The organism is Vreelandella sp. DA03-1M (assembly GCF_055725665.1).
In genome coordinates this window covers 2,581,815-2,607,970 of the sequence record NZ_CM146798.1, presented here as the reverse complement: position 1 = coordinate 2,607,970, position 26,156 = coordinate 2,581,815, and the positions used below count along the sequence as shown (strand labels likewise).

27 protein-coding genes and 2 tRNA genes are annotated in these 26,156 nt (G+C 52.1%); 19 read left to right on the top strand and 10 right to left on the bottom strand.

Features of this window, described 5'->3' with window-relative positions; translation table 11 throughout:
- Positions 1–19: 19 nt before the first annotated feature.
- On the bottom strand, positions 20–922 hold the full coding sequence (locus tag ACXUPB_RS12170; protein WP_179917138.1) for a GGDEF domain-containing protein: 903 nt from the start codon (positions 920–922) through the stop codon (positions 20–22).
- A gap of 266 nt (positions 923–1,188) precedes the next feature.
- On the opposite strand from ACXUPB_RS12170, the gene cobA reads away from it, so the two are divergent.
- The 4 genes from cobA to dcd all read left to right on the top strand — a co-directional run bounded on the left by cobA (position 1,189) and on the right by dcd (position 4,966).
- Entirely contained in the window at positions 1,189–1,989 is an 801-nt protein-coding gene (gene cobA, locus ACXUPB_RS12165; RefSeq protein WP_179917139.1) for a uroporphyrinogen-III C-methyltransferase, read from the top strand.
- A 188-nt stretch (positions 1,990–2,177) separates the two neighbouring features.
- Positions 2,178–3,437: a coiled-coil domain-containing protein gene (locus tag ACXUPB_RS12160; protein ID WP_335596299.1), complete on the top strand. Its 1,260-nt coding sequence runs from the start codon at positions 2,178–2,180 to the stop codon at positions 3,435–3,437.
- 150 nt (positions 3,438–3,587) lie between these two features.
- Positions 3,588–4,388, top strand: coding sequence for an iron-sulfur cluster carrier protein ApbC (gene apbC / locus ACXUPB_RS12155; protein WP_335596300.1), 801 nt, complete (start codon positions 3,588–3,590; stop codon positions 4,386–4,388).
- A gap of 11 nt (positions 4,389–4,399) precedes the next feature.
- Positions 4,400–4,966 carry a dCTP deaminase gene (dcd, locus tag ACXUPB_RS12150; protein ID WP_008956214.1) on the top strand — a complete coding sequence of 189 codons (567 nt, stop codon included), beginning with the start codon at positions 4,400–4,402 and terminating at the stop codon, positions 4,964–4,966.
- 100 nt (positions 4,967–5,066) lie between these two features.
- Here dcd and purN read toward each other — a convergent pair whose 3' ends face one another.
- Both purN and purM read right to left on the bottom strand, forming a co-directional pair.
- Entirely contained in the window at positions 5,067–5,834 is a 768-nt protein-coding gene (purN, locus tag ACXUPB_RS12145) for a phosphoribosylglycinamide formyltransferase (RefSeq protein WP_335596301.1), read from the bottom strand.
- Positions 5,831–6,898: a phosphoribosylformylglycinamidine cyclo-ligase gene (gene purM / locus ACXUPB_RS12140; RefSeq protein WP_335596302.1), complete on the bottom strand. Its 1,068-nt coding sequence runs from the start codon at positions 6,896–6,898 to the stop codon at positions 5,831–5,833. The genes purN and purM overlap by 4 nt, the downstream gene beginning before the upstream one ends.
- A 225-nt stretch (positions 6,899–7,123) precedes the next feature.
- On the opposite strand from purM, the gene ACXUPB_RS12135 reads away from it, so the two are divergent.
- Positions 7,124–8,269 carry an AI-2E family transporter gene (locus ACXUPB_RS12135; RefSeq protein ID WP_335596303.1) on the top strand — a complete coding sequence of 382 codons (1,146 nt, stop codon included), beginning with the start codon at positions 7,124–7,126 and terminating at the stop codon, positions 8,267–8,269.
- The gene (hda, locus tag ACXUPB_RS12130) at positions 8,266–8,973 is read left to right on the top strand and encodes a DnaA regulatory inactivator Hda (RefSeq protein WP_179917145.1); all 708 of its coding nucleotides are present in this window, start codon (positions 8,266–8,268) and stop codon (positions 8,971–8,973) included. The genes ACXUPB_RS12135 and hda overlap by 4 nt, the downstream gene beginning before the upstream one ends.
- 159 nt (positions 8,974–9,132) lie before the next feature.
- Here hda and ACXUPB_RS12125 read toward each other — a convergent pair whose 3' ends face one another.
- Complete coding sequence (locus ACXUPB_RS12125; protein WP_008956219.1) at positions 9,133–9,507, bottom strand: phasin family protein; 375 nt, start codon at positions 9,505–9,507, stop codon at positions 9,133–9,135.
- 309 nt (positions 9,508–9,816) lie between these two features.
- Between ACXUPB_RS12125 and ACXUPB_RS12120 the strand changes: the two genes are divergently transcribed.
- On the top strand, positions 9,817–11,193 hold the full coding sequence (locus ACXUPB_RS12120; protein WP_472952605.1) for a class II fumarate hydratase: 1,377 nt from the start codon (positions 9,817–9,819) through the stop codon (positions 11,191–11,193).
- A 20-nt stretch (positions 11,194–11,213) separates the two neighbouring features.
- Here ACXUPB_RS12120 and ACXUPB_RS12115 read toward each other — a convergent pair whose 3' ends face one another.
- Positions 11,214–12,284 (bottom strand): endonuclease/exonuclease/phosphatase family protein, encoded by a 1,071-nt coding sequence (locus ACXUPB_RS12115; protein ID WP_472952603.1) that lies wholly within the window; start codon positions 12,282–12,284, stop codon positions 11,214–11,216.
- A gap of 207 nt (positions 12,285–12,491) precedes the next feature.
- On the opposite strand from ACXUPB_RS12115, the gene ACXUPB_RS12110 reads away from it, so the two are divergent.
- Positions 12,492–12,568 (top strand) — tRNA-Val (locus ACXUPB_RS12110).
- Between the two features lie 23 nt (positions 12,569–12,591).
- Positions 12,592–12,668: transfer RNA gene (locus tag ACXUPB_RS12105), tRNA-Val, on the top strand.
- A gap of 75 nt (positions 12,669–12,743) precedes the next feature.
- On the opposite strand, the gene ACXUPB_RS12100 is transcribed toward ACXUPB_RS12105, so the two are convergent.
- The 4 genes from ACXUPB_RS12100 to ACXUPB_RS12085 form a co-directional block, all read right to left on the bottom strand.
- Positions 12,744–13,223 carry a GAF domain-containing protein gene (locus ACXUPB_RS12100; protein ID WP_472952601.1) on the bottom strand — a complete coding sequence of 160 codons (480 nt, stop codon included), beginning with the start codon at positions 13,221–13,223 and terminating at the stop codon, positions 12,744–12,746.
- Between the two features lie 86 nt (positions 13,224–13,309).
- Positions 13,310–14,101 (bottom strand): MetQ/NlpA family ABC transporter substrate-binding protein, encoded by a 792-nt coding sequence (locus ACXUPB_RS12095; RefSeq protein WP_472952599.1) that lies wholly within the window; start codon positions 14,099–14,101, stop codon positions 13,310–13,312.
- Positions 14,102–14,197: 96 nt separating this feature from the next.
- Positions 14,198–14,851, bottom strand: coding sequence for a methionine ABC transporter permease (locus ACXUPB_RS12090; RefSeq protein WP_008956224.1), 654 nt, complete (start codon positions 14,849–14,851; stop codon positions 14,198–14,200).
- On the bottom strand, positions 14,832–15,890 hold the full coding sequence (locus tag ACXUPB_RS12085) for a methionine ABC transporter ATP-binding protein (RefSeq protein ID WP_472952597.1): 1,059 nt from the start codon (positions 15,888–15,890) through the stop codon (positions 14,832–14,834). Before ACXUPB_RS12085 ends, ACXUPB_RS12090 begins: the two co-directional genes overlap by 20 nt.
- A 590-nt stretch (positions 15,891–16,480) precedes the next feature.
- Between ACXUPB_RS12085 and ACXUPB_RS12080 the strand changes: the two genes are divergently transcribed.
- The 10 genes from ACXUPB_RS12080 (at position 16,481) to moaE (ending at position 24,321) form a co-directional block, all read left to right on the top strand.
- On the top strand, positions 16,481–17,122 hold the full coding sequence (locus ACXUPB_RS12080; protein ID WP_472956748.1) for a riboflavin synthase subunit alpha: 642 nt from the start codon (positions 16,481–16,483) through the stop codon (positions 17,120–17,122).
- 204 nt (positions 17,123–17,326) lie between these two features.
- A complete protein-coding gene (locus tag ACXUPB_RS12075; RefSeq protein ID WP_472952595.1) occupies positions 17,327–18,625 on the top strand; it encodes an NCS2 family permease in 1,299 nt (432 codons plus the stop codon).
- Between the two features lie 54 nt (positions 18,626–18,679).
- On the top strand, positions 18,680–19,225 hold the full coding sequence (locus tag ACXUPB_RS12070; RefSeq protein ID WP_179917151.1) for an adenine phosphoribosyltransferase: 546 nt from the start codon (positions 18,680–18,682) through the stop codon (positions 19,223–19,225).
- Between the two features lie 5 nt (positions 19,226–19,230).
- Entirely contained in the window at positions 19,231–19,710 is a 480-nt protein-coding gene (gene gpt / locus ACXUPB_RS12065; RefSeq protein WP_008956229.1) for a xanthine phosphoribosyltransferase, read from the top strand.
- Positions 19,711–19,712: 2 nt separating this feature from the next.
- Positions 19,713–20,396, top strand: coding sequence for a uracil-DNA glycosylase (gene ung, locus ACXUPB_RS12060; protein ID WP_472956747.1), 684 nt, complete (start codon positions 19,713–19,715; stop codon positions 20,394–20,396).
- Positions 20,397–20,489: 93 nt separating this feature from the next.
- Positions 20,490–21,119 carry a uracil phosphoribosyltransferase gene (gene upp, locus ACXUPB_RS12055; protein ID WP_008956231.1) on the top strand — a complete coding sequence of 210 codons (630 nt, stop codon included), beginning with the start codon at positions 20,490–20,492 and terminating at the stop codon, positions 21,117–21,119.
- 87 nt (positions 21,120–21,206) lie between these two features.
- Positions 21,207–22,439: a uracil-xanthine permease family protein gene (locus ACXUPB_RS12050; protein ID WP_179917152.1), complete on the top strand. Its 1,233-nt coding sequence runs from the start codon at positions 21,207–21,209 to the stop codon at positions 22,437–22,439.
- 58 nt (positions 22,440–22,497) lie between these two features.
- Positions 22,498–23,061, top strand: a complete 564-nt coding sequence (gene mobB / locus ACXUPB_RS12045; protein ID WP_335596307.1) for a molybdopterin-guanine dinucleotide biosynthesis protein B — start codon at positions 22,498–22,500, stop codon at positions 23,059–23,061.
- A 5-nt stretch (positions 23,062–23,066) separates the two neighbouring features.
- Positions 23,067–23,864, top strand: coding sequence for a cyclic pyranopterin monophosphate synthase MoaC (moaC, locus tag ACXUPB_RS12040; RefSeq protein WP_472952591.1), 798 nt, complete (start codon positions 23,067–23,069; stop codon positions 23,862–23,864).
- Positions 23,824–24,321, top strand: a complete 498-nt coding sequence (gene moaE / locus ACXUPB_RS12035; RefSeq protein WP_472956746.1) for a molybdopterin synthase catalytic subunit MoaE — start codon at positions 23,824–23,826, stop codon at positions 24,319–24,321. Before moaC ends, moaE begins: the two co-directional genes overlap by 41 nt.
- Before the next feature lie 36 nt (positions 24,322–24,357).
- On the opposite strand, the gene ACXUPB_RS12030 is transcribed toward moaE, so the two are convergent.
- Positions 24,358–25,968: a ribonuclease J gene (locus tag ACXUPB_RS12030; protein WP_472956745.1), complete on the bottom strand. Its 1,611-nt coding sequence runs from the start codon at positions 25,966–25,968 to the stop codon at positions 24,358–24,360.
- Positions 25,969–26,156: the final 188 nt, after the last annotated feature.

Below are 26,156 nucleotides of genomic sequence, written 5' to 3'. Positions count from 1 at the left end.
TCTAGCGGGGTATTTCTTACTAGCGTAGAAGGCAAACGCAGTCGCGACCAATATCCTTGGCGGTATACAGCGCCTGGTCGGCCCGTTCGATCAAACTCGTAAGAGGCTCGCCACAACGAAATTCGGCAATCCCGATGCTTAGCGTTACCTGGCCAGCGCCCATGCCGAAGTCGTACACACTGATGGCATGGCGTATTCGGTCGGCAAGTGTATGGCAATGCTGCAGCGATGTGAGCGGCAGCACGACCATAAACTCTTCTCCACCCAGGCGGGCGATCATGTCTTCACAGCGCAGTAGTGACTGCGCTTGTGTCGCCAACTGTTTGAGCACGTCATCACCGTGCAAATGGCCCCAGCGGTCGTTAAGGCGTTTAAAATGATCGATATCGATCATCATGATGGAGAGCGGTGTGCCATGGCGGGTGCTGAGTGAGGCTATATTAGTTAAGTGCACCATCAATTTGCGCCGATTGGGTAACTCTGTGAGCGGGTCTGTATCGGATAGTTTACGAAGACGCTGCTCCTCGGAGACCTGGTCGCTAATGTCCATCATTATGCCGTTCCACTGCACTCCGTCCGCGACCGTCTTTGGTCGTGCGCTCACCGCAATCCAGTGAGGTTTTTCTTTCGGGAACGGTAGTAAAAAGCGGGTCGTCAGCGGCAGCATCCAGCGTGCTGAACGTTCGATCGCTGACATAATTTTGGGGTGATCATTGCCGGTTAATTGCTCAACCAACTCTCCAGCATTTTGTGAGAGCAGATCTCGGTCAATATGTTTGAGAGCCTCACCGCCACCCTCTATATAGGGAAAGCGCATATGACCGTTACGAGCGAGGTGTAATTGAAAGATGACGCCAGGAATGAGGGGTATCAAATGGTCTGCACTGATTCGCTGGGGTGCGTCTATATCATTCACGGGCATGCGTGAATCTCCAAGCATATGCCAATTTAATTTTGGAAGTGAAGATTAGCGCTATTTACGTAATCAATATGTAAGTAATTGCAGACAGTATGGTTAAAATTTATATTTTTTAAGAATATATATATTATCATATAACATATGAAAGGTTGAATTATAAGCAATAGTCGATGTGTTATTGGCATTTAGTGATAAAATTAATTACTTTTTTGCATATTAAAAAACTTTTTTATTCCTGAGGTGGTTTCTTGGAAGTAGCACGAGAGCAAATGTCTCGCTCGTATGGCTTTGTCAGTTTAGTGGGGGCAGGGCCCGGCGATCCAGAGTTATTAACGCTGAAAGCTTACAAGCGACTGCAGACCGCTGAAGTCGTGCTGTATGACCGCCTAGTCAGCGATGAGGTTGTTGCGTTTATACCCCCGCAAGCGCAGCGCTTTTATGTCGGTAAAGCGCGCTCGCAGCATAGCGTTCCTCAAAATGGCATTAATCAGGCGCTAGTAAAATGGGCACAGCAAGGTAAGCGCGTTGTTCGCCTCAAAGGTGGCGATCCGTTTATTTTTGGGCGCGGTGGTGAAGAGCTTGAGGCTCTGGTGGCGGCGCACATTAGTGTGGAAGTTATACCGGGAGTAACCGCGGCTTCGGGCTGTGCGGCGTATGCGGGAATACCGCTGACCCATCGCGATCATGCTCAGTCGGTGCGTTTCGTGACAGGTCATTTACAGCAAGGTGAGTGTGATCTTGATTGGGATGCGCTTGCGCGGCCAGGGCAGACGCTGGTGTTTTATATGGGATTGGGTAGCGTGAACGTCATTAGTCAGGCGTTGATAAAGCATGGCTTAGCGCCAGAAACACCGCTTGCCTTGATTGAGCAAGGGACAACGCGCCAACAGCTAACCCATATTGGATGTTTGTCAGCGTTGCCAGCTACTTTCTTGGCGGGTCTCATTAAACCGCCTACGCTGCTAATAGTGGGAAGTGTGGTGTCGCTGCATACGACGCTCAGTTGGTTTGATGTGCACAATGGCCAAGCATCAGGCTTCCATGAGGGGAAACACCCCCCTTCAAATTAACGTGGTTCATCATAGAGGGTAGTGGTAACGTTAGAGCAACATTTATATACGATTGTTACTAACAAACTGGCTAGATACAGTGAGCTGTGTATGCTGAAAGGGAGAATCATCCACGGCTAGTGCATTACAAGTGCAATTGATTACCGTTAGCTGAGCCAACGTTAGCTTAGACCAAAGAGGAACGCATAATGTCGGAAACAAATAATACGGATCACCCGTCACCGGCCAACAAGCCGGAGCCAGCAAAAAAGACAGAGCCGGCCAAAAAGACGGATATGAAAACTCTCTTTCAAGATAACCGAGTAAAAGCGATTGCAGGGATCGCTGCTATTGCGGTTATCTGGGCGATCATGGCGCAGTCTAACGCAGGTTCTCGCCAGGATCGTGTTGATAGCTTAGAAGAGCAGCTCGCTAGCGTTGAGCAAGAAAATAGCCAAATGAGCCAGCGCATTAGCGAAATAGAGGAAGCTGAAACCAATTTAGCTGCACTGCAAGAGGAGATGGCTTCTCTTGAGGCTCAGCAGGAAGAGGCCAACTCGTCGCTTGAGAGTGCTCAAACCAACGTCAGCGATGTGCAGTCGCGGTTAGAAGAACTTGAATCCGAGCGAAATGCGCTGGAAGAAGAAATCGCCTCTCTTAATGAGCAGATAGAGAGCGCTGAAAGTGAGATGAGCGGACTGCGTGAAGAACGCGACGAGATCATCAGCACTCGCGATGAAGCGGAAAGTACTCTCCAGCAAGTTGAAGAAGCGCGCTCTAGTACTGAAGAAGCTCGTCAGAAAGCAGAAGCCGCCCGTCAAGAAGCCGAGGAACAGCGCCAACAAGCGGTTGAAGAGCTGGGCAACACGGAAGAGGAACTGTCCGGGCTGGAAGAGCAGATTAGCCAGTCAAATGAACAGCTAAGTGGTTTAGAAGAGGAAATCTCAACCGCCCAAAGCGAGCTTGATGACCTAAAAAGCGAGCGTGACTCCATCACTAGCGAACGCGATGAGCTGCAAAACGAAGTTGATTCGCTAACGGCGCTTCGCGAAGAGGAAGAGCAGAGCTTGAGCGACGTGCGCACCGAGCTCGATGACGTCATGGTCGCTTTGGAGATGGGCCGTGAGGAAGTGTCGAGCGTTGAGAGTGATATTGAAGAGCGTGAAAGCCAACTAGAGCGTTTAGAGAGCCAGCTTGGTGAATGGCGCGATGAGCTTTCCACACTCGACGGCCGTTTGGCCGATGCGGAGGAGTCAGCTGGTGAAGCCACTTCCTCTTCCCAGGGCAGTGGTTCAGAAAGTGACTCGTCAGAAGGCGGCTCTTCAAATGGTGGTTCTTCAAATAACAGCTCTTCAAATGACAGTTCTGCACAAGAGAATTCGTCAGAAGAAGCGTCTAGCAATGGCGATGAGAGCGCCAACGATAGCGATGGTGGCAGTGAAGAAGCACAGCAAAACGCTGCTGGCTAATAGAGAAAATCGGTAACGTTGTAGAGTAGCAACACAAGAGCGGATGTCGGGTGACTGGCATCCGCTTTTTGTTTGTTGGTTTATGAATGCAGCCCCGAGGAGTATCATTCCTGCAACGTTAATTACTAGCCTAAACGAGGAGTGCCATTGATGGATGGGGTAAAGCATATTATTGCAGTGGCATCAGGCAAAGGGGGCGTGGGAAAATCCACCGTCACCGTCAACTTGGCGTTAGCCTTGGCGGCGCAGGGTCACCGCGTGGGTGTACTTGATGCAGATATTTACGGCCCGAGTCAGGCGCAGATGTTGGGTGTAAAAGAGGGCGTACGTCCACAGGCGGGGGCCAATAATAAATTTCTTCCGCTTGAAGCGCATGGCCTTCAAGCGATGTCGATGGCATTTATGGTCAATACCCGCGAGCCGATGGTATGGCGTGGGCCAATGGTTGTCGGCGCGTTCCAGCAAATGCTGACACAAACCCAATGGGATAATCTTGATTTCCTATTGATTGATATGCCCCCAGGCACTGGTGATATCCAGCTTACCCTGGCCCAGAAAGTACCTGTGGCAGGCGCGGTGATTGTCACTACCCCGCAGGATATTGCGCTTTTAGATGCCCGCAAAGGGATCGAGATGTTCCGCAAGGTTAACGTGCCGGTACTGGGCGTAGTGGAAAATATGAGCCTTTACCACTGTGAAAACTGTGGCCATGAAGCGGCTATTTTTGGTACTGGTGGCGGAGATAGCATCGCTCAAGAGTACGATACTCAAGTGCTTGGACGGCTACCACTCACGCTCTCCATCCGGGAACTGACGGATTCAGGACGCCCGAGTGTCATATCTGAACCTGAGGGGACGGTGAGCCAGACCTTTGCTGCTATCGCCCAAAAAGTAGCCGAAGCGGTTAATGCCAATCAAGGCGATGGACCCACTATTTCCTTTAGCGAGTGAAGAAGTAACACATGAGTATCAAATCTGATAATTGGATTCGCCGCATGGCCAAAAGCGACGCGATGATTGAGCCGTTTGAAGCCGAGCAAGTGCGTTATGTGAACGACCAACGCGTGATTTCTTACGGCACGTCAAGCTATGGCTATGACGTACGCTGCTCAGATGAATTTAAAGTCTTTACTAATATTCACTCAGCGATAGTTGATCCTAAAGCGTTTGATGCGAAAAGCTTCGTCGATATTAAAGGCGATGTTTGCGTTATTCCGCCCAACTCTTTTGCACTGGCCCGTACGGTCGAGTACTTCCGGATTCCACGTAATGTGCTGACTATTTGCTTGGGAAAATCCACCTACGCGCGCTGTGGCATTATTGTCAATGTGACCCCGCTGGAGCCCGAGTGGGAAGGCCACGTGACACTAGAGTTTTCTAACACCACCAATCTGCCAGCGAAAATCTATGCCCATGAGGGTGTTGCGCAGATGTTGTTCTTAGAGTCCGATGAGGTGTGCGAAACCTCGTATAAAGACCGCGGAGGAAAGTACATGGGCCAGCGCGGTGTTACTTTGCCGCGCACCTAGCCTTACTGCTTTGCTGACAAAAACGCCTGACGGTGATAAAGCCGTCAGGCGTTTCTGATTCATGCTGAGTGAACAGTCATTTCCGGCGAGAAAGCATTAATTAGTCCTGCTGTTCATCATCCAGCTCTGCGTCCAACTCCTCATCCAGCTCTTCAGCCGCGTCGGCGTGAGAAAGCCGCATTCCATGCTCAGGTAACAGGTGACCGTCCATTTTGGCGCCTTCGGCGCTGAACTGCAGTCGACCTTCCAAAAACCACTGCACCGCAATCGGATAGAGTAGATGCTCACGGGAACGCACTTTTTCCTGCAGTGTTTCCACCGTGTCGTCAGGGCTGATCTGGAGCTCAGCTTGCAGCACGACGGGCCCACCATCCAGCTCTTCGGTGACAAAGTGCACGCTGCACCCATGGCTGGTAACACCGGCTGCCAGGGCACGGGCGTGAGTATTAAGACCTTGGTACTCGGGGAGCAGTGAAGGATGAATATTCAGCATGCGACCTAAGAAACGCTGAACAAAGCGAGGCGTCAAAATACGCATGAAGCCTGCCAGGACGATAAGATCCGGTTCATGGCGTTCAATGACTTTGATCAACGCGCCGTCATAAGCTTCACGGCTATCGTATTCGCGATGGGGCAGGGCGACTGCTTCAATGCCCGCTTCGTGGGCACGCTTCAATCCGTAGGCATCAGCGACGTTGGAAATAACCGCGACAATCTCTCCGCCGCCTAAACGGTCATGGGACTGGGCATCAATCAAGGCCTGCAGATTGCTGCCGTTACCTGAAACCAACACCACGATACGGCGGGCCCCGAGGGGGTCTGGCGTCACGTCTTTGATAGTGTCGCTTTGATAGTCCGTATTGGTCATGCCGAGAGGTTCTCCAGAATAACGGCTTCCCCTTGACGTTTGGTGATCTGACCTAGGCGGTAAACAGTTTCGCCTTCAGCTTCTAGATGTGCCGTTGCACGCTCTGCTTGCTGTTGTGGCACCACAACGACCATGCCGATACCGCAATTAAGCACACGGTGCATTTCGGTTTCGTTGACGTTGCCCTGTGCCTGCAGCCAGTCAAATACGGCAGGGCGCTGCCAGCTATTAATATCAATATGAGCAGCGAGATCATCCGGTAGAACGCGGGGAATATTTTCAAGCAGACCGCCACCGGTAATGTGTGACAGTGCGTGCACAGGAATGTCACTACCGCGCATTAACGAGAGCAGTGATTTCACATAAATGCGGGTGGGCGCCATCAATGCATCACCCAAAGACTTGCCGTCGATGTCGGTGGTCAACGAAGCGTTACTGACGTCGAGTATTTTGCGAATCAGCGAGTAACCGTTGGAGTGTGGTCCTGAGGAGGCAAGCCCCAGGATGACATCACCTTCGGCCACTTTGCTGCCATCCAGAATGTCTGCTTTCTCAACTACGCCGACACAAAAACCAGCTAAATCGTAATCGCTGCCTTCGTACATGCCCGGCATTTCGGCAGTTTCACCACCGACCAGTGCACAGCCGGCCAGCTCGCAGCCAGCACCAATGCCGGTGACAACGTCAGCAGCAATATCCACATCGAGCTTACCCGTGGCATAGTAGTCAAGAAATAGTAGCGGCTCGGCGCCAGCCACGATCAAATCGTTGACACACATCGCGACTAAATCAATCCCAATCGTGTCGTGTTTGCCAAGATCCATCGCGAGGCGCAGTTTGGTGCCGACGCCATCGGTACCCGAGACAAGCACGGGTTGCCGATAGCCCGCCGGAATTTCACATAGCGCGCCAAAACCACCCAGCCCGCCCATGACTTCTGGGCGTGTGGTGCGTTTGGCAACGTGTTTGATGCGGTCAACCAGGGCATTACCGGCATCAATATCGACGCCTGCGTCCTTATAGCTGAGGGAAGGAGTAGCCGAAGAAGAGGAGGTCTCGGTCATGACAGATCCTGTGAAGCAATTAGCGGTGCTGGTAGTGCTGGCGACAAAGCCAGTGCTGGGCTTAACTTGAGCGGATTGTAACACTCAGCGGCTCAGGTCGCACCGCTGTGACACATGATGAAAAGCATACGAGCAGCTTTTGTTCATATGCGGCATAGTAGTGGTAAGTAAAAATAGTAGCGCTTAATGAAAATGTTGGTTTAAAGCCACGTTTGAGAGGGAACTATGCGGAATTCTTGGTGGGGTGTCCTGTTTTTAGTGGTGATCGGCGGTTTGATTTATTTGTTAGATGCAGTACTGATGCCTTTTATTGCTGGGATGATTCTCGCTTATCTAGCCGATCCGTTAGCAAACCAGTTCCAGCGTTGGGGGATGAACCGCCCATTAGCGGTAAGTAGTGTGTTTTTGGTGTTACTCCTTATTCTTGTGGTGAGTTTGCTCATATTGATTCCGCTGATTGTCCAGCAGCTTAAACAATTGGGAGAAGCCATCCCGAGCATCTTCAACTGGGTGGAAAATATCCTTGCCCCACAGGTGCAGGAGTGGACTGGCTACGATGTGACGGCGGAATTAACTAATGTCCGCGAAACCCTTGCTGAAAACTGGCAGGATGCCGGTGGCTATTTAGCCCAGGCCTTAGGCCAAATTGGCCGTTCGGGGATGGCATTCGTTTCTTGGATTACCTATGTGGCCTTGATACCCGTCGTGACTTTCTATTTGCTTTTGGATTGGAACCGTCTGCTCGATAATGTTGCCAATTTGATTCCGCGTCAGTGGGCAGATGATACCTTTCGCTTAGCGCGCCGCTGCGATGAAGTGCTTTCCTCATTTTTGCGCGGGCAGTTGCTCGTTATGCTGTGTTTAGGAATTATTTATTCGGTAGGTTTGACGCTGATGGGCCTGAATTTTGGCCTACTAATCGGCTTTGTATCAGGACTAGTCAGCATCGTACCGTTTTTGGGCTTTATCGTTGGGTTAGTCATCGCTCTTGTTGTCGCGCTTTTCCAGTACGCTACTTGGTGGGCCGTGGTCGGCGTCATTTTGGTGTTCAGTGTCGGCCAAATGGCTGAGAGTGTGATCCTACAGCCTAAGTTACTAGGTGATAAAATCGGTCTGCATCCGGTCGCCGTCATATTTGCCGTGCTGGCGGGGGGCAATCTATTTGGACTGACAGGGGTGCTGTTAGCACTGCCCGTCGCGGCGGTCATCCTAGTGCTACTTAAAGAAGTTAAGGTTCGTTACCAACATAGTGAGTTGTACGACGATAAAAACATCGACAACCAGTCAACGATAATTGAATCCAGTTCTTCATATCATGATGAGTTGGGTCGTGATAAGCAGGGTCGTAAAGATTTTGGGGAATCACCATGAGCCGAATACCGGCACAGCTTCCACTGGGGATCGGGCTGCGGGATGACGCTACTTTCGATAACTATTATGCGTCGCGGGCAAACGCACCGCTGGTTGAGCATATTACCCAGCAGTTAACCCCCACGGGGGAACAGTTTCTTTATCTCTGGGGCGCACCTGGTGTTGGCCGTAGTCATTTGCTTCAAGCCGCTTGCCACGCTGCATCGGACGCTGACAAGCGCACGCTTTATTTGCCGCTGAGTGATTTAGGCCACTTTCCGCCATTAATGTTGGAAGATATTGAGCGCTTGGATCTTGTCGCTATTGATGACCTGGAGTGTGTGATTGGTCGTAAACGTTGGGAAGAAGCGCTATTTCACGCCTTTAATCGGCTGCGTGACGCCGGTAAAAAGCTGGTGATTACGGCAAGCGCCTCCCCGCGCCAGTTAAATGTGGTACTGCCCGATTTGGCCTCACGTTTGACTTGGGGAGTAACCTTCCACGTACACCCTTTAGAGAACGATGAAGAGCGTTTGGCAGCTTTAAAACTGCGTGCCAGCGTAAGAGGAATGCAGCTACCCGATGACGTCGGGCGCTATATTTTGCATCGTGGACCGCGCGAGTTAGGCGAGCTTTGCCGTGCGGTGGAAACACTGGATAAAGCGTCTTTATCGGCCAAGCGTAAACTAACCATACCGTTTGTGAAATCTGCACTTAGTTGGTGAACTGAGATAGTTGGTGAAGTGATATGGTTGGTGAAATGAGATGGTTAGTGAAACGTAGGTAGTTGGTCAAACATAGATGAAAATTGATGGCGCAGAGACTAAAACGCCACCGCTGGCAGGGCCAGCAGTGGCGTTACGGATTACTTAAACCTTGTTGGTTTAGGCAGTTTTCGTCATTTTGCTAGCGGCAGTTTGCGCCTGCTTGACGTTATCTTCAGTGATTTTCTGGCTTTTCTGGATAAAGTCCTGCTGTAGCGATACAACTTTATCTGCGTCGCCTTTAGCGCGCTCGGCTAAGTCTTTAGCAACTTTCTGCTGGCCTTCCATGTAACTACGCAGACCTTCTGCATCCTTGACATCCATCATCTGGCGCATCTGCGCAACGCCTGTGTCGAAATAGGCTTTGCTGGCATCCATTTGAGCATTGACCATTTTTTCGCTGTAATCGATGCTCAACGCCATATAAGCGCGTACTGGCGCCATAAACATGTTGTCAAATTGCTGAGTCATTTCGTTAGTGTTTAAAGTACGCATCGTCATACCCTCCAGGGTCTAGTCTTGCCAAAAGCAGCTATCCAGAGGTTGGCGCTGCTTGTTGATTGAGTAGCCTTTTAAGCTATCTTGCGATGCAGCATAGCAACTGTTTTTGTGCAGTGCAACATTTAGCTTTAGGCATTTTAGAATAGGTGGGCAAGTAAGCGTATGTGGGTAAGGTCATGTTTACCCCCATGGCCTAACCAGCTAATTTAAAGAAGACCGATGCAGTTTTATGCTAGCGAACGAAAGAGAGAGTATGCGCTCAGATAAGCAGCACTATTAATCTCACTGATGGGAGTAAGAGCAATGGCAACACGGATGGAACGCGACAGCATGGGCGAACTGGAAGTGCCTTTCGATGCCCTCTACGGCGCGCAGACACAGCGGGCAATCAATAACTTTCCTGTTTCCCATACGCCTATGCCGACCGCTTTTATTCATGCGGTCACCCGCATCAAACTAGCCGCAGCACGCGCAAACCAAACCCTGGGAGGGTTAGATAGCGCACGTGGCGAAGCTATCCAAAAAGCGGCTCGTGACGTATTAACCGGCAAGCATGACCAGCATTTCCCCATCGATGTTTTTCAAACCGGTTCAGGCACTTCCACCAATATGAACGTCAACGAGGTGTTGGCGACCTTAGCGAGCCGTGAGGGTGTTGAGGTAACCCCGAACGATCACGTTAATATGGGGCAGTCGAGTAATGATGTAATCCCAACGGCGATCCATCTTTCGGCGGCCATTGCCGTTCACGAATCGCTGCGCCCAGCCCTTGTTCATCTGCGCGATACTATTGATCAGCGCGCGAGCGAACTAAGCCATGTGGTAAAAACCGGCCGTACGCATCTTATGGACGCTATGCCGCTGCGCATGGATCAAGAGCTAGGCGCCTGGTCGAGCCAGATTAATCAGGCCATAGAGCGTTTTGACAGCGCGATGAAGAGGCTCTGCAGATTAGCGCAAGGCGGGACCGCTGTAGGTACCGGTGTTAACGCGCCAGCCGGTTTTGCTGAGCAGGTTGCTCAAGAGCTTAGTGAACAGACTGGGTTAATGTTCACACCCAATGACAGCTTTTTTGCCAGCCTCTCGTCACAAGATGCGGCGGTAGAGCTGTCTGGGCAACTGAAAGGGCTCGCCTGTGTAATCATGAAAATTGCCAATGATTTACGCTGGATGAACTCTGGCCCACTGGCAGGGCTGGGGGAAATTGAACTTGAGGCACTGCAGCCCGGTAGCTCCATTATGCCAGGTAAAGTTAACCCGGTGATTCCAGAATCAGCCGCTCAAGCTGCCGCGCAAGTGATTGGTTTAGACACCGCGATTACGGTTGCTGGACAAAGCGGGAACTTTCAATTGAATGTGATGCTGCCGCTGGTTGCTTCCAATTTACTTACCTCCATTAGCCTCATGAGTAATACTGCCCGGCTGCTAGCGGATAGAGCAATTGCGACCTTTAAAGTGCGTGAAGAGAATGTAAAAGGCCCGTTAGCAAAGAACCCTATTTTGGTAACGGCATTAAATGGCGTGATTGGTTATAACGCTGCCGCGGCGATTGCTAAAGAGGCTTATCAAGCCGGGCGGGCGATTATTGATGTCGCTGAGGAGAGGACCGACCTGGATCGCGAAACGTTAGAGCGGTTGCTAGACCCGACCGTGCTTACCCAGGGAGGCATCCCTGAGTAAGCAATGCAGGTAGCCAGCGATTAGGTCTCCTGTTTTTCAATTTTACCTTCTTGGATTGTTTCGCTGGCCTCACTTCGCTCTTCCGTACTGGCCTCTGGGGTTTCTGCTTCATTTTTGCGCGAAGGGCGATAGCAAAACGTTGCCAGCATAGGAAAATGATCAGAACCAAAGTATTTCAGCCGCTGCATACCCACCAGCGTGAAGTGTTCGGTCACAAAAATATGGTCCAGTGGCCAGCGCAATATCGGGTGTTTGGCGTGGAAGGTGCTGAACAACCCGCGTCCTCGGCGTGGGTCGAGCATGCCGCCAACACGGCAAAACAGGCGTGTTGTGCGTGACCATGCCACATCGTTGAGGTCGCCAGCGACTAGCGTCGGTTGGGGGTCTTCATGAATACGTTTGCCTACCAACAACAGTTCTGCATCGCGCCAAAGGGATTTTTCACTCTCACTGGGTGCTGGCGGGCGAGGGTGCAGGGCAAATAGGCGAATAGAGTCGCCGTTAGCCAGTGTTACTCTGGTATGAATAGACGGGATGTCATCTTGAATCAACCATTCAACGGAGGTGTCGGTAAGCTCAAGATGAGAATAGAGGTGCATGCCGTAAAGGTTGTCTAGCGGGATTTTAACGCTATTGGGCCATTGCTCAGCTAACGCGGGATCCAATTGGTTTTGCCACCACTGGTCAGACTCTAGCGTTAATATGATGTCAGGCTGGTGCTGTTTGATCATATCGATTAACGGTTGAGCTTGCCGATTAGGCGTCAGCACGTTAGCAATCAGCAGGGTAATGGTTTTATCGCCGTCGTTACTCTTTGCTGTTTTAACCTGTATAGGCCATAGGCGAGTAAAAGGCATAATGTAATAGCCTTGAATCAGAAAAGTGATGCCTGACGCAAGTAGTGTTACCCACTGCCATGAGCCCCCTTCCAGCAGTACAGCAGCTAAAAGCCAGGTGATTAGCGCCAGACAAGCAATCTGCAAGCGTGGAAATTCAAAGCTGCGGATCCACCACCAGTGTAATTCTATGCGCGCAATCAGTGTCGCTATTAATAACACGATGGCTATGCTTCCTAGCAAAATACCCAGCATGGTCTATCACCCTTAATGAATATCAAGAATATTAAAATACCCAGCCTAGCGCTATAAAGATAGAAATGCGCTATAAATGACGATCTGTATGCCGTTGCGCGGCTCAGGGCGCATTCGTTCGTGATGTAAAATAGCTTGCAATTCAGTGATGAAGGCGTAAAATACGCATCCGTTGCTTAGCTAACGCCATCTGTTTCAGCGCGCAATAGGACCATAGCTCAGTTGGTTAGAGCGCCACGTTGACATCGTGGAGGTCGGCGGTTCAAATCCGCCTGGTCCTACCATTTGCTAGCCAGCCCCAATTTCTAGGACCATAGCTCAGTTGGTTAGAGCGCCACGTTGACATCGTGGAGGTCGGCGGTTCAAATCCGCCTGGTCCTACCAGCTGTTATCAAAACACCCCGGCATTTATTGCTCGGGGTGTTTTCGTATGGGCGTTGTTAGCGTTTTATTAAGCCTCTAGCGTTCAATTAAGTCGGGCAGCTCTGTCTGACGTATAAAGGTGGCGACTAGGGCTTCAATGCCTGCTTGGTCTTGTGAGGTAAAGCGCGCATGGAGCGGGCTATCCAGATCAAGAACCCCCCAAAGAGTGCCGTTGACCACGATGGGTACTACCAGCTCGGAGAGTGAGTTGGCGTCGCAGGCAATATGGTCAGCCACCGCATGCACATCGTCGACTCGCTGGGTGATTTGCTGGCGTGCAGCGGCACCGCATACGCCTTTGCTGAATGGGATCGGGTGGCAGGCAGGCTGCCCTTGGAACGGGCCCAGGCCCAAGACGTCAGGCTGGCGCTGGAGATAAAAGCCGACCCAGTTAAGGTCGCTGAGCTGCTGCTGAATAAAAGCACACGTTTGGGCGCTGTTGGTGAGCCAGTCACGCGTGTCAAGCAGCGCTTCGAGCTGGCGATTAAGGAGTGAGTAGTCAACGCTGTTTTGCATGAGGCCTCTCTTGCTACTAACGCAACAGGCCGACACTTTTGCATAGAAGTGCCTATGCGTGCCGGCCTGATGGCTAATTTGCGGTTTTACTCGGTCCAGCCAGGTACCGCAGCACCTTTAAATAGCTCTTCCGCTTTTTCAATCACTTCATCACGCTGATAGGCGTCGACCAGTTGGCGAATCTCTTCGCGCTCTTCGTCACCGCCACGTACGGCGATCAAGTTAACGTACGGGGAATCAGGGCCTTCTTTAATCAAGGCGTCGTCCAGGCTCAAGCCTGCAGGCTGCGCGAAGGTATTATTGATGAACGCCATATCGACATCAGGCAGTACGCGAGGAAGCTGGGCAGCCTCAATTTCGCGGAAACGGAAGTCGCGGGGGTTTTCAGCGATATCAATAGGTGTTGATTCCAGAAACTCTGGGTCGTTAAGGGTGATCAGCCCTTCGTTGTGCATCAGGATCAACGCGCGGCCTTCATTGGAAGGATCGTTGGGCAGCGCGATTTGCGCACCGTCAGGTAGATCGTCGATGCTGTCGTATTTTTCTGAGTAAGCGCCGATTGGGTAAACAAAGGTATAACCCGCAATTGCCAGGTCATAGCCGCGATCTTCTACCATCGACTGCAAGTAGGGCTCGTGTTGGTAGGCGTTGGCATCCAGGCTGCCGTCGGCCAGGGCTGCATTGGGCGTAACGTAATCAGTGAACTCAATGATTTCGACATCCAAGTCATACTCTTCTTTGGCAATGCGCGCTGCCACTTCCATTACTTCGGTTTCAGGGCCGGCAACGGTACCCATCTTGATGCTGCGCGTTTCAGCGTTAGCGACGTTAACCGCAAGGGCTAAGGCGGTAAAACTACCAATAATGAGTTTTTGCATGAGGTCTCTCCAATAACGTTGTACGTAATGATGCGGCAATAAGAAACGGTTGTCTAATGCGTTTTGGTTATATTGAATTATTTCGTTGTGGCGCTTTTATTTACGATCACTCTTGCGTACCAAGTAGTCACCCAGGCTTTGGAAGCCCTGCACCATAACAACCAGAATCACTACCGTAATCAGCATGATGGTGGGGTTGAAGCGGTTATAGCCGTAGCGAATCCCCAAGTCACCTAGGCCGCCGCCGCCGACGGCACCCGCCATGGCGGAGTAACTGACCAGCGTGACGGCGGTAATCGTTAAGCCAGTCATGATCCCGCCACGGGCTTCTGGGATCAGCACTTTGCAAATGATCTGCCACGGCGTTGCCCCCATGGCTTGGGCGGCTTCAATTAATCCTGGCGAAATTTCATTCAGCGCTGCTTCTACCAGTCGAGCAACAAACGGAATGGCAGCAATAGTAAGCGGCACTGACGCGGCGTTAATACCAATTGAGGTGCCCACCAACATGCGCGTAAAAGGAATAATGGCCACCATCAAAATAATGAACGGAATAGAACGGCCAATGTTGGTAATAATGCTCAGCAATTGATTGAGCACCGGCTTCGCCAATATTTGGCGTGGGCGGGTGACATACAGCATCACCCCAAGCGGTAGGCCCACTAAGGTGGAAATAAGCCCTGAAACGGCCACCATATAAAGGGTATCCAGCGTGGCCTGTAAAATAAGATCAATCATTGCGCTGGACATGGCCGAGTACCTCTACCTGTAGTTGATGAGATTCAAGATAGGTCATGGCTTGCTGAGTTTGCGTCGGCGTGCCCAGTAGCTCAGCGATCATCAGGCCCAAAGTGCGTTCCTGGATCGACTCTACCTTGGCTTGCAAAATGCTAACGTCGACCCCGCACTCGCGAGCCAGGCGCGAGATCAGCGGTGTTGAAACTGCGTCGCCAGAAAACGTTAGGCGTACCACCGGGTGTGTATTGTCGCCAGGGGTATCAACGAGCCTTTCTATCAGTTCTTTAGGTGGCGTTAGCTGAAGAAAGTCGTTGAGAAACTCACGGCCAAGCTGGGTGCGGGGGGCAGTAAAGAAGTCGCCGACTTCAGAATCCTCCACCAATTCGCCATCTGAGATCAGGCTGACGCGGTGGCAGATCGATTTCACCACTTCCATCTCGTGGGTGATCAGTAGAATGGTGATCCCCAATTGATGATTAATGTCACGCAGCAGTTCTAATATAGAGCTGGTGGTCTGTGGATCCAGTGCTGAGGTAGCTTCATCACACAACAATACCTGCGGTTTGCTGGCCAGTGCCCGAGCAATCGCGACGCGCTGTTTCTGGCCGCCCGAAAGTTGGGCGGGGTACTGATCCGCTTTATCTGCCAGGCCAACCATTTCCAGCAGTGGAATAACGCGTTCGCGAACGGTATGGCGTTTTTGTCCCATCAGCTCAAGCGGTAGGGCAACGTTATCGAAGACCGAGCGCGTGGTTAGCAGATTGAAGTGCTGAAAAATCATACCGATGCGGTGACGCGCCCGGTTAAGGGCTGCGTTACTCAGGCTTGTCATTTCCTGGCCATCCACTGTCACGGTGCCACTAGTGGGGCGCTCTAGCAGATTAACGCAGCGAATTAGCGTCGATTTCCCCGCGCCAGACAGGCCAATGACGCCGTGAATGGTGCCTTTGGGAACGATGAGGTTGGCTTCTTTAAGCGCATGGATGGCATTGGAACCGTTGCCTTTGTTGTTGCTGAAATAGGTTTTACTGACGTTGCTAAGTTCAATCATAGCGTCTGCCTTAACGGTAGGCCGAAGACGGAGTGCGGGATGCAAGCATTGGGCGGGGCAGTATAGGGCGGGCCAGCAGCGAATGAAAAACAAAAAAGGCCACCCTAATGGGCGGCCATCAACGCTGGACACACCCTTTTAGCTGCACTTCACCGAGTTAGAAACTTGGTGGACGCCCGCAATCTGGGTACAAATCGGCGTCATTACATTTGCGGCAAAAGCTTAGAGATAGGTAGGTGTTTTGTCAATTATAGCCGTCTGATTTTATGTTTTAGGGGCTTAAAATAGTCTTTTTTTCTATTAGAAAGGGGATTTTAGGTTTTTGGATCTGTCGACAGGCTTATTGGGGCGTGTTCGACGAGTGAAAAACACACTGATGCGCGACCATATAAAAACGAGTGACGTAGAATAGAGAGCCTCAAGGTGTATGCCCTTATGGAAATTACCATAAGAGTGCACACATAGGGGGCGCCAGTAGTAAGCTTGCGCCCATGATTTTAGTTATTTTTACCTCCCCGCTTTTAATACTTAGTTTTTACAATACTTAGTTTTTACAATACTTAGTTTTACCCATTAGGAGAATGAGCCATATGTTTACGGGCATTGTGCAAGGGGTCGCCAAGGTAGTAGCGGTGCGTGAGCTGGATGATTTTCGCGTACATGTGGTGGAAATGCCGCCAGCCATGCGCGAGGGGCTTGAGATTGGTGCATCTGTTGCTCATAACGGCGTTTGTTTAACGGTGACGGCCATCGATGGCGATAGCATTAGTTTTGATTTGATGCGTGAAACGCTGAGATTGACTAACCTTGGTGCAATCGTGCCAGGGCAATGCGTCAATATAGAGCGTGCAGCGCGTTTTGGCGATGAGATTGGTGGGCATTCTATGTCGGGGCACATCATTTCCATGGCAGAGGTAGTGGCCATTGAAGAAGCGCCCAATAACCGTCGATTATGGTTTTCCCTGCCGGAAAGGCTTGGCCGATTTGTGTTCGAGAAAGGCTATATCGGGGTGGATGGTATCAGTTTGACTATCGGTGATGTACGTCAAAGCGATAGCGGAAGCGTAGAGTTTAGCGTCAATTTAATCCCTGAAACCTTGTCGCGCACTATGCTTCAGGATCGAGCACCAGGGGACCAAGTCAATATTGAAATTGATCCGCAAACCCAGGTGATCGTTGAAACGGTAGAGCGCGTGCTCTCTCAAAAAAGCGGGCGCAGCAACACTCTGTAACTTAATCCGTCATTGAATTGACCGATCGGTTAGGTTGTGGCCTGAAGATTGCTTGGTATACAGCGGCGGGGCTGCTCCCGCTTACATTGGTCGCCATGCTGAAGCGCTCGCATCACGGTGAGCGTTTCGGTAGTATGTGCGGCTTTTCTCAGCACTAGAACAACGCGTGCGCGTGCTGCGTTATCGCTAAGGATAAGAAAATTCATGAAACTTCTGGATAACTATTTCAAGCTCTCCGAGCACAAAACCAATGTGAAGACAGAAGTTATCGCCGGGATCACCACCTTCCTGACGATGGCCTATATCATTTTTGTTAACCCGAGCATCCTGTCTGAAGCGGGGATGGATTACGGTGCGGTGTTCGTGGCGACTTGCCTGGCAGCAGCGATTGGCTGTTTTGTCATGGGGCTGTGGGCCAATTACCCGATTGCTCAGGCACCCGGTATGGGCTTGAACGCCTTTTTCACCTACGGCGTGGTGTTGGGGATGGGCTATACCTGGGAGGCCGCGCTGGGGGCGGTGTTCTTCTCCGGTTTAACCTTCTTCTTACTGAGTATTTTTAAAATTCGTGAGTGGATCATTAACTCCATTCCCATGACGTTACGGCTGGGTATCGCCGCCGGTATTGGCTTGTTTTTGGCGATGATTGCACTTAAGAATGCCGGTATTGTGGTTGCCAACCCCGCTACTTTCGTTTCCCTGGGGGATCTTTCCCAGCCCCCGGCAATTTACGCGCTGCTGGGCTTTTTTGTGATCACTGCGCTGGCGTACCTTAAAGTTACCGGCGCAGTGATGATTGGCATCTTAGGGGTGACCGTGGCGGCGATGGTGCTTGGCCATAATGAATACGGTGGTCTGATGTCGATGCCACCCTCTATTGCACCTACCTTTATGGCGATGGATTTGGTAGGCGCGCTGGATGTAGCAATGCTTAGCGTGATCTTTGCCTTTCTGTTTGTTGATCTATTTGACACATCAGGCACGCTGGTTGGCGTTGCTCACCGCGGCAAGCTGCTGGACAAGGATGGCAAGTTACCACGCATTGGCCGTGCCATGATGGCTGACAGTACAGCGTCTATGGCGGGTGCCGCATTGGGTACTTCCACTACCACTAGCTATATTGAATCAACAGCGGGCATCGCATCCGGTGGCCGGACTGGTTTGACGGCGGTGGTCGTGGGTGGCCTATTCCTGATCAGCCTGTTCTTCGCACCGTTGGCGGGCTCTATTCCGGCCTACGCTACCGCTGGCGCGCTGCTGTATGTGGCGGTATTAATGGCGGGCAGCTTGGCGCATGCTAATTGGGAAGATCCAACCGATGCCGCGCCGGTACTGATTGCTGCTTTGGCAATGCCGCTGACGTTCTCGATTGCCGAAGGGATTGCACTCGGTTTCATCAGCTATGTAGCGATCAAAACGCTATCAGGCCGATTTAGCGACTTGAATCCAGCCGTTATTATTTTGGCGCTGCTGTTTGCGGTAAGGTACCTCTTCTTGGTTTGATCCCCCTTTTCCGCTTTTTTAACTACTTAATTTTACTACTCAATGAGAGACGCGATGAGCATCTACGGCGACTACATTAAGTCCGTTATTCGCACGGTTCCGGATTGGCCTGAGAAAGGGGTGAATTTTCGCGACATCACTCCTTTGCTGCAAAATAGCGCGGCCTTTCGCAAGCTGATTGACAGCTTCGTACATCGCTATCAGGAAATGAACCTGGATGCTATCGCGGCAATTGATGCGCGCGGTTTCATTATTGGCGCGCCGCTTGCTTATGAGTTGGGGTGTAGCTTTGTGCCGGTGCGTAAGAAGGGCAAGCTACCGTTTAAGACCATCAGCGAGACTTATACGCTGGAGTACGGTCATTCGGAAGTTGAGCTGCACTCCGATGCTTTCCAGCAAGATGACCGTATTCTGTTGATGGATGATTTGATCGCCACCGGGGGCACTATGCTGGCAGCGGCTAACCTTATCCAGCGCAGCGGTGGTCACGTAGTGGAAACGGCTACGATTATTGATCTTCCCGAGCTGGGTGGGTCACAGAAAATTCGCGATGCGGGTTACAGCGTATTCGCAGTTTGTTCATTCAACGAAGACGAGTAACCCCCATGAGCAGCGATCGTTATCACCAACACTTCACTGTCTCCTGGGATCAGCTTCATCGTGATGTGCGTACGCTTTGTCATCAGATGATCGAGCGTGATTTTAAGGGCATTGTGGCGATTACCCGCGGGGGCTTAATTCCGGCCGCACTAATCGCCCGTGAGCTTAATATCCGTCTGATCGATACGGTGTGTATTAAGAGCTACGACCATATGGATCAGGGTGGCCTGGATATTATGAAGGGTGTCGACCATGACGGTGACGGCTGGCTGCTAGTCGATGATTTAGTGGATACTGGCAAAACCGCACGCGCAGTACGCAAAATGTTGCCTAAGGCACACTTTGTGACCATTTATGCCAAGCCGGACGGTCGTCCATTGGTGGACCAATACCTAACGGAAGTAGCGCAGCAGTGCTGGATCCAGTTTCCTTGGGATATGGGTGTTGCTTATGTTGAGCCACTCGTCGATCAAATGAAGAGGTAATGATGGCCAATCCACTTCCTGACGATTGGAGTCAGTGGCTGGGTGATGAGTTTAAGGATGACTATATGCTCGCGCTAAAGGAGTTTTTGGCGCAGCAGAAGGCGGCTAAAAAAACCATTTACCCCCACTCAACGCAATGGTTTCGCGCCTTTGAGTTAACCCCTCTGCATGAAGTGAAAGTCGTTATCTTAGGGCAAGATCCTTACCACGGCCCCAACCAAGCTCATGGTCTCTGCTTTTCCGTGCAGGCGGGTGTTCCCGTGCCGCCATCGCTGGTCAATATCTATAAAGAGCTGGCTAGCGATGTAGGGTTTACGCCTGTTCGCCATGGACATCTCGAAGCATGGGCTAAACAGGGCGTGTTATTGCTCAACACATCGCTGACCGTAGAGCAGGGCAATGCGGCCTCTCATCGCGGGAAGGGATGGGAGGTATTCACTGACCGCGCCATTGAAACCGTTAGCCAGCATGCGTCGCCATGTGTGTTTTTGTTATGGGGAAGTCATGCGCGCCAGAAGAAAGCGTTAATTGACCAGCGTCGCCATTTGGTACTTGAAGCCCCGCACCCTTCGCCGCTCTCCGCGCACCGAGGATTTTTTGGCACCCGGCACTTTTCGCAAGCAAATCATTTCCTGCAAGCGCAGGGGCGCACGCCTATCGAATGGCAATTGCCGGAAACCCCTTAACCTCCTATTAGGTTGCGGGTAGAATGTGCGCAATTTTGCGTCTAGTGACATACCCAGATTGTCATTTTGAATCCCCAGCTGTGAGGAAGTCCCATGAGTGTTTACGCCATTAACCATCCGCTTGTTCAACATAAGCTGGGACTGATGCGCGAAGTTGATCTGAGCACTAAGAGCTTTCGTGAGCTGGCAGGTGAAGTCGCTAAGCTATTGACCTATGAAGCAACCAAAGGTCTTGAGCTGGAAGATCACGAAATCCAAGGATGGAACGGCGAGCCGATTGCAACACGCCGGCTTAAGGGTAAAAAAGTTACCGTGGTACCGATTCTGCGCGCAGGCTTGGGTATGTTAGAAGGTGTAACGGACTTAATCCCCAGTGCGCGAGTCAGTGTTGTCGGTCTTTACCGCGATGAAGAGACGCTTGAGCCGGTTCCGTATTTCGCCAAATTCGCTAACGATATCGAAGAGCGTATGGCGATAGTGATTGACCCCATGCTGGCCACCGGTGGTTCAATGGTGGCTACGTTGGACATGCTGCGTGAGCGTGGCTGTGTGCATATGAAGGTGATTGTGCTCGTCGCTGCCCCTGAAGGCATTAAAAGGGTGCAGGAAGCGTATCCCGACATCGAAATTTACACTGCTTCGGTCGATGACCGGCTCGATGAAAATGGCTATATCGTCCCTGGATTAGGTGACGCAGGCGATAAGATTTTCGGGACGCGCTAAGCGCCTTTTTTAAACTAGCCCCTCACGCTTCGCGTTAGGGGCATTTTTTTGCATATCTACTCTCTAATAATCACTAGGAATTCTCTAATGCGTGAAGCTACCAGCCAAGCAGAGTCGTGGCCAAAAGTAGTCTTAACCGGTGCACAAATGCTATTTGTGGCTTTTGGTGCCTTGGTATTAGTACCGCTTTTAACCGGACTTGACCCGAGTGTCGCGTTGTTTACTGCCGGGGCTGGCACGTTGATATTTCATGCAGTGACGAAACAAAGTGTGCCCGTTTTTTTGGCCTCTTCGTTTGCTTTTATCGCGCCTATTCAAGGGTCGGTAGCAAGCTTCGGTGTGCCGGCCACGATGGGCGGTCTGATGGCCTCAGGGCTGGTATATGTCGCGATCTCCCAAGCGGTACGATTAAAAGGTACCGTTTGGCTGCACCGTTTACTCCCTGCCGTGGTGGTCGGGCCGGTAATCATGGTCATTGGCTTGGCGCTGGCGCCTGTGGCAGTCAGCATGGCAACCGGCGAAACCAGTGACAACATCGGCTATGGTCCGGCCATTTTTCTCTCAATGACCAGCTTATTGGTGACATTGTTGCTGGCCGTTTTTGGCCGCGGTCTGCTCCGCCTAGTGCCGATTATGGGGGGGATCGTCACGGGCTATTGTTTGGCGTTATTAATGGGGTTGGTAGATTTTACCCCGGTACGCGAAGCGGCGTGGCTCTCGGTGCCCAGCTTTACCGCCCCCAGTTTTCACTGGGCCGCTATTCTGTTTATGATCCCGGTCGCTATCGCCCCGGCGGTTGAGCACATTGGTGACATGGTCGCTATTGGCTCGGTGACCCGTAAAAACTATTTGGAAAAACCCGGCCTGCATCGCACCCTGTTAGGCGATGGGTTGGCGACCAGTGTGGCAGCGCTATTCGGCGGGCCCCCGAATACAACCTACTCGGAAGTCACGGGGGCTGTAACGCTGACGCGGGCGTTTAACCCCAAGTACATGATTGTTGCTGCGATTTTTGCCATTGTGCTGGCGTTTGTGTCCAAGCTTGGTGCGCTGCTGCAGACCATACCCGGTCCGGTCATGGGGGGGATTATGACGTTGCTGTTTGGTTCTATTGCGGTCGTTGGTATGAACACGCTAGTGCGAGCAGGGCAGTCGCTGACGGCACCTCGCAACTTAGTGGTGGTCTCGCTCATCCTGGTATTCGGAATAGGTGGTATGCAGTTTGGGGGCGGTCAATTTACCCTGCAAGGTGTGAGCTTGGCTGCACTGGTAGGTATTGCGTTGAACTGGCTATTACCCAAGGCGCAAGAGGGCGAGTAAAGTCATCCTCTTTAACGCTGTGAGCATCGTATGAGTGGCAAGTAGGAGGGTAGGCTGTATGAGTAACGAACTAACCGCATCCTTCCCCATTCTAGGGATTGCTGCCTGGAGCGGTACCGGCAAAACGACACTGTTAGAGAAGCTGCTGCCTCTATTAGCTGCGCACGGTTTGAAAGTAGCCGTGATTAAACATGCTCACCACTCGTTTGAAGTAGACCAGCCTGGAAAGGATAGCTATAAACTGCGCAGTGCGGGCGCGGCGCCTGTACTAGTCGCTTCACGGCAACGATTTGCATTGATGCAGGAAACGCCCGACCAGGAAGAACCCGATTTAGCCGAGTTAATAACCATGATGGTGCCGCACCATCCCGACCTAGTGATTGTCGAAGGCTTTAAAGCCTGGCCGATCCCTAAGCTGGTGATTTATCGCGATGGCGTGGGTGACTCGGCCATTTTAACTGACCCATGGGTCGAGGCGGTTGCATTAAGCGCGCCATCGCCTATTGATTTAACTTCTTGCGTAGCGCAGTTAAATCTTGATGACAGCGACGCAATCGCGCGCTGGATAGTGACCTGGATAAACGCAAAAAAGCAAACCGTGGCTTCAAAAAAGGAAAGGTGACCAACATGCATCTAACCCACCTCAACACCCGGGGCGAAGCCAATATGGTGGATGTCGGCGATAAACAAGAAACGCGCCGCGAAGCCGTCGCCTCGGGGCGTATTGTGATGCAGCCGGAAACGCTGAAATTACTTAGCGACGGTGAACTGCCCAAGGGCGATGTGCTGGCTACCGCGCGAATCGCCGGTATTCAGGCGGCCAAACGCACCCATGAGCTGATTCCACTCTGCCACTCCCTGGCGCTATCAAAAGTGTCGGTTGAGTTTGATATTGATGTAGCCGAATCCTGCGTTCACGTGACGTCGCTGTGTCGCTTGAATGGCCGCACCGGGGTTGAAATGGAGGCGCTTACCGCCGTCTCGGTGGCTTGTTTAACACTTTACGATATGTGCAAAGCGGTAGATAAAAATATGCGCATCGAGGCCATTCAGCTTGATAGTAAGCAGGGTGGCCAGCGCGGTGATTACCAGCGCATAAACGCGCAGGCGCCGATAGTGACAGGCGATGGCATGGCCGGAGAGGTCAGCCTGGGTGAACGCTGCCCATCGCCCTGCGTGCGGGTTAAGTTTTTAGCCGAACTGCGCGAGCGGGTAGGTGAGAGCGAGGCAGTAGTGAGTCTCGAGCAATTGGCCAGCCGTGATATTGGCGGATTGAAAGCAGCGCTGGCCGAGCGCGATAGTCGCTTTAAGCAACTCACCGACCAGCGTACGCTATGTGCCATCAATCAAGTCATGGCCAATGACGATGCGTTAGTGACCGATGATGACGAAGTGGCGTTTTTCCCACCGGTCACGGGGGGCTAAAGTGGATATTAAGGTGGCGATTCAAGCCGCCCCGTTCTCGATGGCCTACGGCTATGACGATGCCTTGGCGGGGCGTAGCGATATTGGCGCGGTGGTGAGCTTTACCGGACTGGTGCGTGATTTCAATGAAGCGCCCGATGTTACGGGGTTAACACTGGAACATTACCCCGGTATGACCGAGCGCACGCTAACGGAGATTGGCGAGCAGGCTTGGCAGCGTTGGTCGCTACAAGCGGTACGGATAATTCATCGCGTTGGCTATCTGGGCCCTGGCGACCCCATCGTGCGGGTGCTAGTAGCTAGCGCCCACCGCCGGGAGGCGTTTGAAGCTTGCGATTTTATTATGGATTTTTTAAAAACCCAGGCGCCTTTTTGGAAGAAAGAGCACTCCACTCAGGGAGAATATTGGGTCAAAGAACGCCACTCTGACCAACAAGACGCGGCACGCTGGGAGTGAGTTTGCCACGTTTTGCTATTCCTCAATGATGCACCACTAACGATTGGCAGCATTGTCTAGGGTAAGGGCTTCTGGCATTTCAGCAGCCATAATCTGAAGATGCACATCGGGCAGGTGCTGCATATGCTCCGCCAGCCAGTGAATCAAGCGAGGCTGCAATGCCTGGCGAAGGTCGGCCAGTGTGTCGGCGGCAATCTCCTCAAGCTGATCGTCCAGCCAATCGCTAAAGCTATCTTCATCCAGCGGGCTGGCCCCTGAGGTATCCAGCATCAAGCGGCCAATGCGCGCCCAGCCAGTGTCAGTCGCGGTCACTGGTAGCGCTAGGTACAAGCTGCCGCGACGGGCTTTATTGGCATCGTTCACCTCCAAGCCAGGGTGGGGCACGACGCTGTTTTGACTGACAATGCAGGGCGGCTGCGGATAGCGTGCTTCACAGTGCAATCCGTGGCTATCAAAACTGATCAGATCGCCGTTTACCGGCGTTAATGGGGCGCTAATACCTAGCTGCTTGGCAATGGCCTGGTGAGCCTGCTGATGGCGTGCTTCGCCATGCACCGGCATAAGATGCTTGGGTCTGACCCACTGATAGAGCTTGATCAGCTCATCCTGAGCAGGATGCCCTGTGGCGTGCAGTTCAGGGTGATTGAACTCGTCATAGATGCTGACACCTAGGTGCGCCAAACGCTTTTTAAGCTGCTCAATGGGTCGCTCATTGCCGGGAATGGCTTTAGCCGAGAAGATGACATTATCGCCGGGCTGAAGATCCACATAGGGATGACGGCCCTGGGCTAGACGCTGTAACGCGGCGCGGGGCTCTCCCTGACTGCCGGTGGCAATAATCACTACTTCATCCGGGGGCAGGTAGCCAAGGTCGTGATTGGGCACCAGCGGCGGTAAATCATCCATATAGCCGAGCCCCCGCGCGACGCTGACCATGCGCTCCATGGAACGCCCCATTAAGCTGATACGACGGCCACATTGATGGGCTGCGCGTCCTATCGCTAACACCCGGGCAAGATTGCTCGCAAAGCAGGAGATCACCACGCGGCCCTGGCAGTTGCTGAGGGTTTTTGCCAGCGCACGGGCAACATCACCCTCGCTGCCTGAGTGGCCGGGCATGGGAGCGTTGGTGGAGTCGCCCACCACTAAATCCACTGGGGCAAGCGCCTTGAATTGGGCCGCGCTTATCGGCGTGCCGATGATCGGTTCAGGGTCGAGTTTCCAGTCGCCGGTATGTAAGACGCGGTAGCCACCGACGCTCATGATCAACGCACAGCTTTCGGGTATAGAGTGCGTTAACAGCAAATAGCGCAGCGTGAACGGCCCGTTTTCCAGCGCCTCGCCAGGCTCAATAACATGGATAGCCGCGCTGCTAAGCTGATGCTCGGCAAACTTCAGTCGCAACAGCCCAGCCGCCAGCGGTGTGGCATAAATAGGGCAGTTCCACATCGGCCAAAGCCAGGCAGCTGCACCAATGTGGTCTTCATGGCCGTGGGTGATAAAGAGCGCTTTGGGCACGATCCCCAGTGCTTTCGGTGTATCGAGATTGGGTACCTGCAGTGGCGAGTTGGGAAGATCCTGACGGATCATCATGCCGCAATCGACGGCTATCCAGTGATCGTCGTAGCCGTATAGCGTTAGATTCATTCCAATCTCACCGCATCCCCCCAGCGGCAACATGCGCAGCGGTGGACGACGACGGGGACGAATTTGAACGCGTGGTGAATGCATCTGTTATGAAAAACCTAAAAAGTAGTGACTTAACTATACGGGAAGGCAGGGGCGGCTAACAATCTTCCATGCCCTTCCGATACACTATGCGACCTAAGCCGCTG

Bases quoted from the DNA above. Each gene is read 5' to 3' on its own strand.
- ACXUPB_RS12135 (WP_335596303.1), top strand. From the start codon at position 7,124: ATGCGGAATTCTTGGTGGGGTGTCCTGTTTTTAGTGGTGATCGGCGGT.
- ACXUPB_RS12030 (WP_472956745.1), bottom strand. From the start codon at position 25,968: ATGAATCTAACGCTATACGGCTACGACGATCACTGGATAGCCGTCGAT.
- hda (WP_179917145.1), top strand. From the start codon at position 8,266: ATGAGCCGAATACCGGCACAGCTTCCACTGGGGATCGGGCTGCGGGAT.
- ACXUPB_RS12095 (WP_472952599.1), bottom strand. From the start codon at position 14,101: ATGCAAAAACTCATTATTGGTAGTTTTACCGCCTTAGCCCTTGCGGTT.
- purM (WP_335596302.1), bottom strand. From the start codon at position 6,898: ATGACCGAGACCTCCTCTTCTTCGGCTACTCCTTCCCTCAGCTATAAG.
- ACXUPB_RS12090 (WP_008956224.1), bottom strand. From the start codon at position 14,851: ATGTCCAGCGCAATGATTGATCTTATTTTACAGGCCACGCTGGATACC.
- ACXUPB_RS12075 (WP_472952595.1), top strand. From the start codon at position 17,327: ATGAAACTTCTGGATAACTATTTCAAGCTCTCCGAGCACAAAACCAAT.
- moaC (WP_472952591.1), top strand. From the start codon at position 23,067: ATGCATCTAACCCACCTCAACACCCGGGGCGAAGCCAATATGGTGGAT.
- ACXUPB_RS12070 (WP_179917151.1), top strand. From the start codon at position 18,680: ATGAGCATCTACGGCGACTACATTAAGTCCGTTATTCGCACGGTTCCG.
- ACXUPB_RS12160 (WP_335596299.1), top strand. From the start codon at position 2,178: ATGTCGGAAACAAATAATACGGATCACCCGTCACCGGCCAACAAGCCG.
- upp (WP_008956231.1), top strand. From the start codon at position 20,490: ATGAGTGTTTACGCCATTAACCATCCGCTTGTTCAACATAAGCTGGGA.
- ACXUPB_RS12125 (WP_008956219.1), bottom strand. From the start codon at position 9,507: ATGCGTACTTTAAACACTAACGAAATGACTCAGCAATTTGACAACATG.
- moaE (WP_472956746.1), top strand. From the start codon at position 23,824: ATGACGAAGTGGCGTTTTTCCCACCGGTCACGGGGGGCTAAAGTGGAT.
- ACXUPB_RS12120 (WP_472952605.1), top strand. From the start codon at position 9,817: ATGGCAACACGGATGGAACGCGACAGCATGGGCGAACTGGAAGTGCCT.
- ACXUPB_RS12170 (WP_179917138.1), bottom strand. From the start codon at position 922: ATGCCCGTGAATGATATAGACGCACCCCAGCGAATCAGTGCAGACCAT.
- ACXUPB_RS12050 (WP_179917152.1), top strand. From the start codon at position 21,207: ATGCGTGAAGCTACCAGCCAAGCAGAGTCGTGGCCAAAAGTAGTCTTA.
- ung (WP_472956747.1), top strand. From the start codon at position 19,713: ATGGCCAATCCACTTCCTGACGATTGGAGTCAGTGGCTGGGTGATGAG.
- ACXUPB_RS12115 (WP_472952603.1), bottom strand. From the start codon at position 12,284: ATGCTGGGTATTTTGCTAGGAAGCATAGCCATCGTGTTATTAATAGCG.
- ACXUPB_RS12080 (WP_472956748.1), top strand. From the start codon at position 16,481: ATGTTTACGGGCATTGTGCAAGGGGTCGCCAAGGTAGTAGCGGTGCGT.
- ACXUPB_RS12085 (WP_472952597.1), bottom strand. From the start codon at position 15,890: ATGATTGAACTTAGCAACGTCAGTAAAACCTATTTCAGCAACAACAAA.
- mobB (WP_335596307.1), top strand. From the start codon at position 22,498: ATGAGTAACGAACTAACCGCATCCTTCCCCATTCTAGGGATTGCTGCC.
- cobA (WP_179917139.1), top strand. From the start codon at position 1,189: ATGTCTCGCTCGTATGGCTTTGTCAGTTTAGTGGGGGCAGGGCCCGGC.
- apbC (WP_335596300.1), top strand. From the start codon at position 3,588: ATGGATGGGGTAAAGCATATTATTGCAGTGGCATCAGGCAAAGGGGGC.
- ACXUPB_RS12100 (WP_472952601.1), bottom strand. From the start codon at position 13,223: ATGCAAAACAGCGTTGACTACTCACTCCTTAATCGCCAGCTCGAAGCG.
- purN (WP_335596301.1), bottom strand. From the start codon at position 5,834: ATGACCAATACGGACTATCAAAGCGACACTATCAAAGACGTGACGCCA.
- gpt (WP_008956229.1), top strand. From the start codon at position 19,231: ATGAGCAGCGATCGTTATCACCAACACTTCACTGTCTCCTGGGATCAG.
- dcd (WP_008956214.1), top strand. From the start codon at position 4,400: ATGAGTATCAAATCTGATAATTGGATTCGCCGCATGGCCAAAAGCGAC.